Source organism: Streptosporangium sp. NBC_01810, from assembly GCF_035917355.1.
GTDB lineage: Bacteria > Actinomycetota > Actinomycetes > Streptosporangiales > Streptosporangiaceae > Streptosporangium.
In genome coordinates this window covers 5,057,406-5,069,440 of sequence record NZ_CP109070.1, presented here as the reverse complement: position 1 = coordinate 5,069,440, position 12,035 = coordinate 5,057,406, and the positions used below count along the sequence as shown (strand labels likewise).

At 67.3% G+C, this 12,035-nt stretch carries 16 protein-coding genes; 8 read left to right on the top strand and 8 right to left on the bottom strand.

Features of this window, described 5'->3' with window-relative positions:
• Positions 1-39: 39 nt before the first annotated feature.
• The 6 genes from OIE13_RS22130 to OIE13_RS22105 form a co-directional block, all read right to left on the bottom strand.
• Entirely contained in the window at positions 40-408 is a 369-nt protein-coding gene (locus tag OIE13_RS22130; RefSeq protein WP_326828655.1) for a type II toxin-antitoxin system PemK/MazF family toxin, read from the bottom strand.
• Positions 405-1,046, bottom strand: coding sequence for a type II toxin-antitoxin system antitoxin SocA domain-containing protein (locus tag OIE13_RS22125; protein ID WP_326828654.1), 642 nt, complete (start codon positions 1,044-1,046; stop codon positions 405-407). The genes OIE13_RS22130 and OIE13_RS22125 overlap by 4 nt, the downstream gene beginning before the upstream one ends.
• Positions 1,047-1,399: 353 nt before the next feature.
• Positions 1,400-1,714, bottom strand: coding sequence for a hypothetical protein (locus tag OIE13_RS22120; protein ID WP_326828653.1), 315 nt, complete (start codon positions 1,712-1,714; stop codon positions 1,400-1,402).
• On the bottom strand, positions 1,701-1,916 hold the full coding sequence (locus tag OIE13_RS22115; protein WP_326828652.1) for a hypothetical protein: 216 nt from the start codon (positions 1,914-1,916) through the stop codon (positions 1,701-1,703). The genes OIE13_RS22120 and OIE13_RS22115 overlap by 14 nt, the downstream gene beginning before the upstream one ends.
• Positions 1,913-2,083 carry a hypothetical protein gene (locus OIE13_RS22110; RefSeq protein WP_326828651.1) on the bottom strand — a complete coding sequence of 57 codons (171 nt, stop codon included), beginning with the start codon at positions 2,081-2,083 and terminating at the stop codon, positions 1,913-1,915. Before OIE13_RS22110 ends, OIE13_RS22115 begins: the two co-directional genes overlap by 4 nt.
• A gap of 443 nt (positions 2,084-2,526) precedes the next feature.
• On the bottom strand, positions 2,527-2,736 hold the full coding sequence (locus OIE13_RS22105) for a hypothetical protein (protein ID WP_326828650.1): 210 nt from the start codon (positions 2,734-2,736) through the stop codon (positions 2,527-2,529).
• A 159-nt stretch (positions 2,737-2,895) separates the two neighbouring features.
• Between OIE13_RS22105 and OIE13_RS22100 the strand changes: the two genes are divergently transcribed.
• From OIE13_RS22100 to OIE13_RS22085, 4 genes are all read left to right on the top strand, one after another.
• Positions 2,896-3,762: a helix-turn-helix domain-containing protein gene (locus OIE13_RS22100; RefSeq protein ID WP_326828649.1), complete on the top strand. Its 867-nt coding sequence runs from the start codon at positions 2,896-2,898 to the stop codon at positions 3,760-3,762.
• 10 nt (positions 3,763-3,772) lie between these two features.
• Entirely contained in the window at positions 3,773-3,973 is a 201-nt protein-coding gene (locus OIE13_RS22095; protein WP_326828648.1) for a DUF397 domain-containing protein, read from the top strand.
• A gap of 193 nt (positions 3,974-4,166) precedes the next feature.
• On the top strand, positions 4,167-4,607 hold the full coding sequence (locus OIE13_RS22090; RefSeq protein WP_326828647.1) for a GntR family transcriptional regulator: 441 nt from the start codon (positions 4,167-4,169) through the stop codon (positions 4,605-4,607).
• Between the two features lie 339 nt (positions 4,608-4,946).
• Positions 4,947-5,657 (top strand): DNA-processing protein DprA, encoded by a 711-nt coding sequence (locus tag OIE13_RS22085; RefSeq protein WP_326830308.1) that lies wholly within the window; start codon positions 4,947-4,949, stop codon positions 5,655-5,657.
• Between the two features lie 104 nt (positions 5,658-5,761).
• On the opposite strand, the gene OIE13_RS22080 is transcribed toward OIE13_RS22085, so the two are convergent.
• Together OIE13_RS22080 and OIE13_RS22075 are read right to left on the bottom strand one after the other, a co-directional pair.
• The gene (locus OIE13_RS22080; RefSeq protein WP_326828646.1) at positions 5,762-6,547 is read right to left on the bottom strand and encodes a murein hydrolase activator EnvC family protein; all 786 of its coding nucleotides are present in this window, start codon (positions 6,545-6,547) and stop codon (positions 5,762-5,764) included.
• A gap of 399 nt (positions 6,548-6,946) precedes the next feature.
• Positions 6,947-8,209, bottom strand: a complete 1,263-nt coding sequence (locus tag OIE13_RS22075) for an MFS transporter (protein WP_326636800.1) — start codon at positions 8,207-8,209, stop codon at positions 6,947-6,949.
• A gap of 103 nt (positions 8,210-8,312) precedes the next feature.
• Between OIE13_RS22075 and OIE13_RS22070 the strand changes: the two genes are divergently transcribed.
• From OIE13_RS22070 to pyrH, 4 genes are all read left to right on the top strand, one after another.
• A complete protein-coding gene (locus OIE13_RS22070) occupies positions 8,313-8,921 on the top strand; it encodes an ArsR/SmtB family transcription factor (RefSeq protein ID WP_326636802.1) in 609 nt (202 codons plus the stop codon).
• 228 nt (positions 8,922-9,149) lie between these two features.
• Positions 9,150-10,091 (top strand): 30S ribosomal protein S2, encoded by a 942-nt coding sequence (rpsB, locus tag OIE13_RS22065; protein ID WP_326828645.1) that lies wholly within the window; start codon positions 9,150-9,152, stop codon positions 10,089-10,091.
• A gap of 108 nt (positions 10,092-10,199) precedes the next feature.
• Complete coding sequence (gene tsf / locus OIE13_RS22060; RefSeq protein WP_326636806.1) at positions 10,200-11,033, top strand: translation elongation factor Ts; 834 nt, start codon at positions 10,200-10,202, stop codon at positions 11,031-11,033.
• Between the two features lie 122 nt (positions 11,034-11,155).
• Positions 11,156-11,851, top strand: a complete 696-nt coding sequence (pyrH, locus tag OIE13_RS22055) for a UMP kinase (protein WP_326636809.1) — start codon at positions 11,156-11,158, stop codon at positions 11,849-11,851.
• The last annotated feature ends 184 nt before the right edge of the window (positions 11,852-12,035 follow it).

Sequence of the window (12,035 nt, the reverse complement as noted above, 5' to 3'; positions counted from 1 at the left end):
CTTATCGCATTTCAAGCCACGGGTTTGATCCTCGGCCACTCAGCCAGCGCTCATGTAGGTGAAGAGATTTTCTTCCAACAATGTCACCATCTGCGCAGGTAGCATCCCCATGAAGTCCTGGATATCGGTCTTAGCCAGCGGCTGAACAGCTACCACGCGCGCCCACCCCTTCCTAGGCAGGTTGGCCACCGTGGCGCCAAGTTGCAGGCAAAACTCCGTCTTTGACGTTGTTGATGTTGAGATAGGGATGACCAGCGCAGTTGGCCAGTTGGCGTCTTGGTTGGTGCCATCACCGCTGACAACGATGATGGGGCGCTTGGGCTTGATCTCACGCTTGTCTTCAGGGGGCAGTCTCAAGGAACCATCGGAGACCCAGTAGACGCCACCCTTGCGGATGGGGGGCGTCACCGGTCGCCTAGTACCTTCTCGTTGGCCCGACGGATCGACTCAGCGCTGAGCGCCAGCTCGGCTAGCAACTGCTCGCCCACGTCGGGGTCGCGCTGCTGGACCGGACGGGAAGCCCTCCTAGCTTTGGCTCGCATCAGCATCGCCTGGAACTGCTTGCGGCGCCGTACCCGGCTGAGGTCCAGCAGTACGCCACGCTCACCGCCGGCCTGCGCCTCAATCATGGGAGGCGTGTCGTAGGACAGCTGCTTGAGGGCGGTTGCGGACTTGCAGCCATGCTCACGAACGACTTGACGGACGATGTCCATTAGCGGAGAAGGCAGCGGGTCGTCGATCTCGATCGTGAGGGTCAGCGCGCATTGGCCGTCGTTGGCCCGGTTGTCGACGCGATCGATGATGTCGCTGGTAGCGAGGTCCATCTCAGCGTCGATGATTGCCCGGTCGTAGGGGCCGTAGTTGTCCCACCGCCAGGTCGCGCCGCTGAACTGTACGCCGCCGTCTTCCACAGCCTGCAGGTCGATCAGATAGAGCAGTTTCGCCAGCTTGGTTTTGTTGATCTCGCATCTCTGTTCGCGGGCAGCCTTGAGGACTGCCAGCACGGATGCAACCAAGGGGTCGGAGGGCTGGGACGGCATGTCCATGATCCCTCCTTGCTTTTCAGCTCGTCTCATCACGCTACCTTCGGGGGGTCGGTATGGCCACTATCGCCCCCGATAGGCCAGCTTAACTATTGAGTTTTACCTGGTCAGAGGTGTCGCCGTTTGCCTACTTTTTCACATCCCATTGGTGGGAGTTGGGTGAATAGACATCTTCGGACCAGTTCGTTAGACGTGGGGCAGCCCGCTGTGGTTGTCCTGTTGCTCCGATGAAGTTGACGCTGCCAAAAATGAGGGCCCCGCCGCCCGGTGAGATGGGCGACGGGGCCTCGGTGTGCCCGGCCGGGCCGCAGTGGGTGAATCCCCTCCCAGCCGGGAGCTTGGGGGTCTTCTGCGTTTCAGGGGTTGGGCTGGTCGTCGGGGGCGTGTTCGGGCTGCTCTCGCAGCCGCTTTTGGAAGTCCTCGATGAGGGCGTCGGCGTAGGTCGGCAGCAGGATGGTCCACTCCCCGCCGGCCACCCGGTAGACGGCGATGGCGTCGGCGATGTTGCCGAATACCCGCTGCTGGGCTCGGACTCGGCGGGCACGCTGTGCGGCTGCGTGGGCGTCGGTGCTGGGGATCACGGTTGGCTTGTGGCCGGGGCTGCGCGTCCACCGGACGCCGTACTCGGTCGCCGGTGCGGGCGTGCCGGTTTGGCCGTCAGGCGTGCTCACCGTTGCTCCTCACGGGCCGGTGGTCGGCGGCGGAACGGTAGCGCAGGACCAGGTCCCCGTAGCGCTGCTCAGCGTCCGGAATGGACGCGCACACTCCGGTGGCGCTGGTGAGGTGCAACTCCATGCCGATATGGCCGTGCACCCACCAGGTGTGGCCGGTGTCTGGTGAGACGACGACATCGCCAGGCTGGAAGACAGTCATGGACGCTCCTCGGGTTGGCGCATCAGGTCCGAGTGCTCCCGCATCCACGCGAGCATCTCGTCGGAGGTCGGCCGGCGATGGCTGGAGGTGAAAGCCACGAGTTCTTGCTGGGCGGCGAGCGCTTCGGCCAGAGCGTCGGCCAGGGCTTCCGCGTTGTTTTCGCTCAACGCTTTCTCCTTTGCGTCTACTGTCCGAGGTGGCTCCGGTCTCTGCCCGGAGTCGACGCCAGGCAGAGACCGGATCCCGGCAGGGGAGCACCGCACCATCCGCCGGAGCTTGAGGGGGAAGGCCCCGGCCCTGCACCCTCCGACGCTTGAGGCCGGGGCCTTCCCTTGACCTGGCTGCCATGCGCATGGCAGCCAGGCGGCTTAGGGAGGCGGGGTGTGCAGGCCGCCCTGTGTGCACTGGCCGAAGCCGCGTGAGTTGACCCACAGGTCCCCGTATGCGGTGACCTGCTTAGCGATCGGTGCCTGGCACTTGCTGCACCTCGGGATTCCGGGATGGTCTTCCCCCGGGTCCGACGGCAACGACGCCGGGCGGACTGCCACCCGCGACACGGGCGGGAATATCCGCCGATAGGTGGCAGGCACTTCCGGGGAAGGGGCGCCGGTCACGCTTTGATCTGCTTCTGCTCTTCGAGCAGCGGGACCAGGTCCTCGCAGGTGTCGGCGCCCAGCATCGCGACGGCTCCTGCTTGTTGCATGGCGTAGTTGGGGCTTTCGTTGCGGAGTCCCCAGATGCGTCCGAGGCCGGACCGGAGGAAGGTCCAGTCGGGGTAGTGCCTCTGTAGGCGAGCTACAGGATCTTCCACGAGCGTCATGGAGACCTCACTACGGGTGATGGTTTCCTCATACTGACTTGTGGCCCTAAGTTTTTCAACACAATCCTTGTGACAAATTTTTTGCCGCCAGATTTGTCCCCTCCGTCCCGGTCACAGAGCCGTATGATGCGCTCACCAGCAGCCACAAGGAGGATCGCCGTGAGCGGCAGCAGCCCCACCATTCAGCGCCGCGCCCTCAGCGCCGAACTCATCCGGCACCGAAAAGAAGCGGGCCTCACGACCGAGCAGGTCGGCGCCGAACTCGACAGGTCCCGCGGCTGGCTGTACGGCCTGGAGAACGACAAGACCAAACCGAACCTCGCCACGATCCGTCAGCTTCTCGACCTGTACGGAGTGACCGACGAGGACGAACGCGAGTACGTCCTGGGCCTCGCCCGCGGCTCACGAGTCAAGGGCTGGTGGCGCGACTACGAGGAAGAGGGCATCTTCCGCGGCCCGCTCGCGGGACTCGAAGCCGGCGCCCGCGAGATATGGACCTACGACAGCGTCCTGGTGCCCGGCCTGCTCCAGACCCCCGACTACGCGGCGGCAGTCTTCCGAGGCGGCCAGGTACTCGCCGAAGAGGCCGACGAAGCAGACATCGCCCGCCGAGTCGCCGCAAGGATGGAGCGGCAGAAGATCCTCAGGCAGGAGAGCCCGCCATGCCTGTGGGCGATCATCGACGAAGCTGCCCTGAGGAAGCTGGTTGGTGGCCCGGAAGTCATGATGGCGCAGCTGCGCTTCATCCTGGAGATGGCGGGCTGGTCCAACATCACGATGCAGGTGCTGCCCGACGCGGCCGGCGCGCATGCCGCGATCACGGGGCCGTTCATCTTCCTTCACTTCCCTGGAAACTTGCACCGTTCCATCGTCTACTTGGAGACGGCCACCAAATCTATGTATCTGGAGGCAGAGGAGGACCTGGAAACTTATACCCTCACTCACAGCCGCGCTAAGGCATCGGCCGCCTCGCCTGAGGAGTCGATCCGCTACGTGGCGTCCCTGATGGACGAACTGAAACAGTAAGGCGGGGAACGTGGATTCAACCCAAAACGATCTTCAGTTCCGTAAGAGCTCTTTCTCGGGGCCGAACGACGGCTGCGTGGACGTGGCCGACCTGAGCGACGGCGGACGCGTGCTCCGCAACAGCAAGGACCCCGGGGGCCCTCGCGTGAGCTACACCGCGCACGAATGGCAGATGTTCATCGCCGGAGTGAAGGCGGGCGAGTTCGACTAGCGTGCTTCGCGGCAGAAGCCCCCCAGTGCGAGCACTGGGGGGCTTCTGCGTGCATTCAACCCACGATCGAGTGTAGGTCGTGTTTGAGGGGGGCGCACGGTAGGCGAAGTGTCCCCCTATCAGTGCCATGTGTCGGTATCAAGTTGTGGCCCTAGGGCCACAACTTAGGGTCGCCATCCTTGGCCCTAAGTTCATGATCGTGATCGACAAGCCCTCCCCTGACGCGCTCTACCAATGGCTGGCCAGCCTGCTGAGAGATGCCATCGAGCGGGGGGAGTATGGTCCCGGGGAGAAACTGCCGAGCGAGGGACGTCTAGGGCAGATCTACGATCTGGGTCGCGACACCGTGCGGGACGCGCTCAGCGTGCTTCGCAACGAGGGCCTGGTGGTCACGCAGAGAGGCTCGGGGACGCGAGTGCGTAGCGACTGGAAGATACGCATCATGACGCTGCCGGCGGGCGCCCACGTCACCTCACGCATGCCGACCCCGCAAGAGCGGAGCCAGTGGGATCTCCCGCCAGGGGTGCCGGTGTTTGTCGTCGAACACCCGGAAGGGGAGCCCGAGGTCATTCCCTCGGATCGGGTACGGCTCGCTGTACCGTCTGATATCTATCCAGAGGCGGAGGGTACCTAAGACTCGGGGAGCACGAGTCGACTGCTCCCCGGGGGAGGGCCACCCCGGCAACATGACTGTCGGGGTGGCCCGCCTTTCCTCGCTGAGCCGCATCGCCGCCGTCTCGCCTCGGAAGTGAACTGGCTGACGATGCGGCGTCATTCCTTGCGGGCCAGGTGATGACCTACAGGGTTCTGTAGCGTAATCGGATCATCGCCTAATGTCACTACGCCTGTCCGGTTTTTGTATGCACAAAATTCCTGCGACTTAATGGCATGTTTTGTTGGTTTTTATGTGCCCTTCTGTCGTACGTCCACTTTGCGGAAACTCGATCGGGAAACTAAATCCCGCCACCCCTGAATCATCACGTCCCGCATTACAGCACCACTATCCGGCGGTGCCTACGGTATCGACGGTGCCGCCCACCGCGGTGCGCTCGCCTGTGAGGCCCCGACGGTCGTCGTGCTCGCCTGCGGCGCCGACGTCGCCTATCCCAGCGCGCACCAGCAGTTGTTCGCGGCCGTTCGGGAGCAGGGGGTGCTGGTCAGCGAGTGCCCCATGGGCGCGCACCCGACCCGGCCGAGGTTCCTGATCAGAAACCGCCTCATCGCGGCCCTGTCACGGAGCACGGTGGTCGTCGAGGCCGCGGTGCGCAGCGGGGCGCTCAACACCGCCGGGCACGCGATCGCGCTCAACCGGCATCTGGCCGCGGTGCCGGGCCCGGTGACCTCGGAGGCTTCGGCGGGGTGCCATCGGCTGATCCGCCAGGGCAGGGCCGTCTGCGTCACCGGTGCCGAGGAGGTGATCGAGCTTGCCGGAACGATGGGCGCCGACCTGGCCCCCGAGGCGCGCGGGCCGGTGCTCCCCCGTGACCGGCTCGACCCGGAGACCAGGAAGGTCGTCGAGGCCATGCCCACCCGGATCGGCGTGGGCCCGGCGACGATAGCCGTCGCCGCCGGCGTCGACCTGGAGACCGTGCTCTCCTGCCTCGGCGGCCTGGCCGCCGCGGGCTATGTCGAGCGTGTCTCCCGGGGCTGGCGCCTCCGCTCCGATCGTCCTTCAGGCGGATAGCCTTTTCCGGGCCGGGCCGGGTGTGCCTGTTCCCCCGCAGGGGAGGCGGTCGCCTCGGTGCCGGGCCGGCCCGGGACGAGCGTCGGCACGCCCATTAGTGATCGTCATCCGTTGGCGATCACCGTCGCGGGCGATCGCGGAGGGGAGTTCTGACCGGGCCACAGGGGGAGCAGGCGGACCTGGCCGTGGCCGAGGAGGAGCAGGGGATCGAGGTAGGCGCGGTCGCGGAGCAGGCCCCAGTGCAGGCAGGCGGTGGGGCAGTGCCCGGGGATGTCCTGGAGGACGCCGATCACCTCGCCGGTCGCCACCGCCTGCCCGCGCCGCACCGAGGGCTGAACGGGCAGGTAGGTCGTCCGCAGGCCACCGGAGTGGAGGACGGTCACCACTCCCCGATCCGCGAGCCGGTCCGCGTAACCGACCGTTCCGGCTCCCGCGGCGCGCACCTCGGCTCCGGGTGACGCGGCGAGGTCGGCGCCCCTGTGGCCGGCCAGCCACGGCTGCGCCGGTGGCGCGAAGTCCCTGAGCACCCGTGGCCGCCCGGTGAGCGGCCATCCCCAGAGCGGAGAGGGGGCGGGCGCCCGGCCCGGGCGGGTCATCCCCGCCCCGCCGGGGGCACCCGCGTGGCCGGTCTCTCCGCCGGAGGAACCTGTGCGGCCGGTCTCTCCGCCGGAGGAACCTGTGCGGCCGGTCTCTCCGCCGGAGGAACCTGTGCGGCCGGTCTCTCCGCCGGAGGAACCTGTGCGGCCGGTCTCTCCGCCGGAGGAACCTGTGCGGCCGGTCTCTCCGCCGGGGGACCCGGGGGCGGTCGCGCGGTGGGCGCCGGCTGCCGGAGCGGCCAGGATCAGCGAGCACAGCACGGCTCGCAGTCCCATGGCGTAGAAGGGTTTCATGCCTGTGAGCATGCGGGCCGGTGGTGAGACGGATACCGGCCGAACGGGATTCTGTGGATAGGCGGCCGAGGGTGTGCAGGAATCGCGTGGTCGAAGAACGCGTTCGCGAACCGGCAGCCGAACCGGCAGCCGAACCGGCAGCCGAACCGGCAGCCGAACCGGCAGCCGAACCGGCAGCCGAACCGGCAGCCGAGGTGGGGGCCGAGCCCACCTCCGGGGAACGGCGGGCACCCGCCCGCCTGGTGGTGAGACGGCCGCGCCGTCTGGGAACGGCCTCTCGCGCCGGACCTTGGGCCTGCGACCAGAACGGCATCACATTCGTGGTGTGAAGAGGACGCGTGTGGAGGGGACACATGTGGAGGGGACGCGTGTGGAGAGGACGCGCGGTGGACATCGCGTTCAAGGTGCGGAGGATCGTTCTGTCGAAGTGTCGGCGGAGTGGCGGAGTGGGGAGAGGCCGATCCACGCGATCGTGGTCAGCACCCCGGCCGCGGAGATCCACAGCACCGGGCGGAGCCCCAGCAGCTCGCCGAGCAGGCCACCGGCCAGGCCGCCGAGGGTGAGGATGCCCTGGATCATGAAGGACATCGTGGCGTTGACCCGGCCGCGCAGCTCGGCGGGGGTCTCGCGGAAGGTGATGGCGCCCATACAGACGGCGAAGGCGACTACGGCCACACCGGAGGTCACCGCGCTGGCGGACATGAACAGGAGGCTGCGCCACGCCGGGCCGCCGGCGAGCGCCGCGACCGTGTAGTCGACGGGGAAGAGCAGGGCGGCGTAGACCAGCACCCGGTTCTCGCCGAACCGTCTGGTCAGGCGTGGCACGACGGCCGCGCCGAGCAGGCCGCCGACGCCGAAGCAGGCGGTGATCGCGCCGACCAGGCCTCCGGGCAGGTCGAGCACGTTGAGCGCGTAGATCACGAACAGCGCCATGTACACGCCGCCGAAGAAGTTGATCGTCACCCCGCTTCCGCAGAGCGCGCGGAGCGCCGGGTGCCGGGCCACAATGCCCAGGCCCTCGCGGATCTCGGTCCACATGCCGCGTGGGGGAGCAGGCGTGTGGGTCTCCGGTGCGCCAATCCGCCGGATCAGGAACGCCGAGAGCAGGAACGACGCCGCGTCGACCAGGAGCGCGAACGGCGCGGTGATCAGCTGGACGAGCAGCCCGGCGAGACCGGGGCCACCGACGCTCGCCACGGCGAAGGCCGACTGGAAACCCGCGAGCGCCTCGGTCCGCTGGCTCTCGTGGACCACGGTGGCCAGGTGCGGGAAGTTGACCGCCCTGAAGATCACTGAGCAGGTGCCGACCACGAACGCCACCGCGATCAGCCACGGCACGGTCAGCAGCCCGGTGATCCAGGCCGCCGGGACGGTGGCCATGGCGGCGGCCGAGACCAGGTCGCAGGTGACCATGACCGGCCGGTGCCGCCTCAGCCGGTCGGCGAGGGCACCCGCCTGGAGCCCGATCAGCAGGTAGGGCAGCGAGGTCGCGGCGGTGAGCACGCCCATCTGGGCGGGGGAGGCGCCGAGCAGGACGGCGGCGGTGAGCGGCACCGCCAGCCGGGAGACCTCGGCGCCGGTCTCGGTGACGGCACGGGCGGAGAGCAGGAGCCGGTAGTCGCGCTGTCTCCTGAGCGGCACCGGCTGGAGCGCGGAGGTCATGTCGCTTTCCGGAAGGTGTGAAGGGAACACTTCATAACTGTGAAGGTAACCCTTCATGGTTATGAAGGCAATACTTCATATTTGGAATGGGTACGGTCTGCACATGACCGAGGTACGGAAGCACAGGTCCCTCACCGACCCCACGGCGATGCGCGCGCTGGCCCACCCCGCGCGGCTCGCGATCCTGAACCGACTCCATGCCGAGGGGCCCTGCACCGCGACCGAGGTCGCCGAGGTCGTCGGGGTCACGCCGAGCGCGGCCAGCTACCACCTGCGCATGCTCGCCAAGTACGGCTTCGTCGAGGACGCGCCCGCGCGCGGCGACGGCAGGGAACGGCTGTGGCGCTCCAGCTCCGTGGGCCTGAGCGTCACCCCCGATCCGGACGACGGCCCGGACGTGCGCAGCGCCAAGGAGTTCCTGATCAAGGCCCTGCGGGACCAGGCGGCGGACGAGGTGAGACGGGCCCTGGAGAACATGGAGCGGGAGTCCCGGGAGTGGCGCGAGGCGGCGGTGTTTCATCGTGCCGTTCTGCTGGTCGACGCCGATGAGCTGAAGTGGCTGAACGAGCGGATCGACGAGTTGCTCGCCCCCTACAAGACCACCGTCAGGGCCCGGGCGGACGCTCCGTCAGGGGCTCGGATCGCCGAGGCGCAGGTCAATCTCTTTCCTCGGGCCCGGCGCCGGCCACACGGCCTGCCCAGTGACGGGTAGGGGGTGCTTGACGCCCGGAGGTCAGGGAGAGGCTCGGTTGCGGGTACAATTTTTGATGGCCCATGAGTCATGGGCCGACTTCGCATGCCCCGTCAAGAAGCGAGATCCCTCGGTCCGGGTGAGAGCCCGGCTGGATCCGGTTCGGGGCATCAGGGCGACAGCCGCAGGTTGTCGCGGCCAACCGAGAACAGCGCCCAGAGATAGGCGCTCCGATCTGGAGGACAATTAATGTCCACCCCCGTCGTCACCATGCGACAGCTGCTCGAAAGCGGCGTGCACTTCGGCCACCAGACCCGTCGCTGGAACCCGAAGATGAAGCGCTTCATCTTCACCGAGCGCAACGGCATCTACATCATCGACCTTCAGAAGTCGCTGGCCTTCATCGACAGGGCCTATGACTTCGTCAAGGAGACCGTCGCGCACGGCGGCACGATCATGTTCATCGGCACGAAGAAGCAGGCCCAGGAGGCCATCGCCGAGCAGGCCGCCCGCGTCGGCATGCCGTACGTCAACCAGCGCTGGCTGGGTGGCATGCTCACCAACTTCTCCACCGTGCACAAGAGGCTCCAGCGCCTGAAGGAGCTGGAGGAGCTCGACTTCGACAACGTGGCCGCCTCGGGGCTCACGAAGAAGGAGCTCCTCATGCGCCGCCGCGAGAAGGAGAAGCTTGAGCGCACCCTCGGCGGCATCCGGGACATGTCCCGGATTCCCAGCGCCGTGTGGGTCGTCGACACCAAGAAGGAGCACATCGGGATCAGCGAGGCTCGCAAGCTTCACATCCCGGTCGTGGCCATCCTTGACACCAACTGCGACCCCGACGAGGTCGACTACCCGATCCCGGGTAACGACGACGCCATCCGCGCCGTCGGCCTGCTGACCCGCGTCGTCGCCGACGCCGTCGCCGCCGGCCTCATGGCCCGCGCCGGTGCGGGCCGTGGCGACGACAAGCCGGCCGTCGCCGGTGGCGCCGAGCCGCTGGCCGAGTGGGAGCAGGAGCTGCTGGCCGGCAGTGCCGAGAGCGCCCCCGCTGCTGAGGCCGAGAGCGCCCCGGCCGCCGAGGCCGAGGTCGAGGTCGTGGAGGCCCCTGCCGAGGCCGCGGCTGCTGAGGCTCCCGCCGAGGTCGAGGTCGAGGCCGAGGTCGAGACCGAGAGCGCTGAGAAGCAGGACTAGGTCCTTTCTCGTACGGTCCGCCGTACGACCCGCAAGACCCTTCCGGGTGGGTGTCGCTCAGTTGGGGGCACCCACCCGATCCACGACGATTCCCACGAGGAAAAGACAATGGCTTCCGTGAACATGGCCGACGTCAAGCGGCTTCGTGAGCTGACCGCCGCCGGCATGATGGACTGCAAGAAGGCTCTTGAGGAGTCCGAGGGCGACTTTGACCGCGCGGTCGAGCTCCTCCGCCTCAAGGGCGCCAAGGACGTCGGCAAGCGTGAGGCTCGTACCGCCTCCAACGGCCTGGTCGCCCTGGAGCAGGACGGCGACTCCGCGGCCGCGCTGCTGGAGCTCAACTGCGAGACCGACTTCGTCGCCAAGGGTGAGCGTTTCCAGGAGCTCGCGGCCCAGGTGGTCAAGCACATCCTGGCTTCCAGGCCGACCGACGTGCCCTCGCTGCTCGACTCCGAGCTCGACGGCAAGAGCGTCAAGACGCACCTCGACGAGGCCAACGCCGCGCTCGGCGAGAAGATCGAGATCCGCAGGTTCGCCGTGCTCGAGGGCGGTTTCATCGGCTCCTACATGCACAAGACCGACCCCCAGCTTCCCCCTGCGGTCGGCGTGCTCGTGCAGCTCGACACCCCGAACGCCGACGTCGCCAAGGACATCGCGCAGCACGCCGCCGCGATGGCGCCGAAGTACCTCAGCCCCGCCGAGGTCCCGGCCGACGTCATCGAGAAGGAGCGCGCGCTCTTCGAGGAGATGACCCGCGAGGAGGGCAAGCCCGAGGCCGCCATCGGCAAGATCGTCGATGGTCGCGTCAACGGCTGGTACAAGGACTTCACCCTTCTTGAGCAGTCCTTCGTCAAGGACAACAAGAAGTCCGTCGCGAAGTTCGCGGACGAGAATGGTGTCAAGGTCCAGGCCTTCGTCCGCTTCAAGGTCGGCCAGGCCTAATTCCAGACACCCGCTCTTCACGTAGAGCACCAAACGAGGAGGCCGCCGCCGTGCAGGAGAATCCAGGACCCGCCACGTCGGCGGTTTCTTCGTACTCGGATCCGCTTCGCTGGAAGCGGGTGATGTTGAAGCTGTCCGGTGAGGCGTTCGCCGGCGGCGAGCCGCTGGGCATCGACCCGGCCGTCGTGGGTCACCTCGCGGACTCGATCGCCGAGGCCGTCCGAGGTGGCGTCCAGGTCTCGGTCGTCGTGGGCGGCGGCAACATGTTCCGGGGTGCCGCCCTCTCCGAGCGCGGGATGGACCGGGCGAGGGCCGACTACATGGGCATGCTCGGCACGGTCATCAACTGCCTGGCCCTCCAGGACTTCCTGGAGAAGCGGGGTATCGACACCCGCGTCCAGACGGCCATCACCATGCAGCAGGTCGCCGAACCGTTCCTGCCCCGCCGCGCTATCCGCCACTTGGAGAAGGGCCGCGTGGTCATCTTCGGGGCGGGGCTCGGCTCGCCGTTCTTCTCCACCGACACCTGCGCCGCGCAGCGAGCGCTGGAGATCGGCGCCGAGGCTCTGCTCAAGGGCACCCAGGTGGACGGCGTCTACGACGCCGACCCGCGAAAGAGTCCCGATGCCGTCCGGTTCGACCACCTCGAATATGGTGAGGTGCTGACCCGGGGGCTGGGGGTCATGGACGCCACCGCCATCAGTCTGTGCATGGACAACAACCTTCCCATCGTGGTCTTCGACCTCATGGGGGAGGGCAACATCCTGCGGGCCGTGCGCGGTGAGAAGATCGGCACGCTGGTAAGTCCGGCACATTAGGGAGCGAGCCCGACGTAGCGAGCGGAGTGGTACGCGAGGTAGGAGCGTCCCGCGAAGTGAGCGAGGAGCGGAGAGCGACCAGAAGACAGGGAGCGAGCCCGACGTAGCGAGCGGAGTGGTACGCGAGGTAGGAGCGTCCCGCGAAGTGAGCGAGGAGCGGAGAGCGACCAGAAGACAGGGAGCG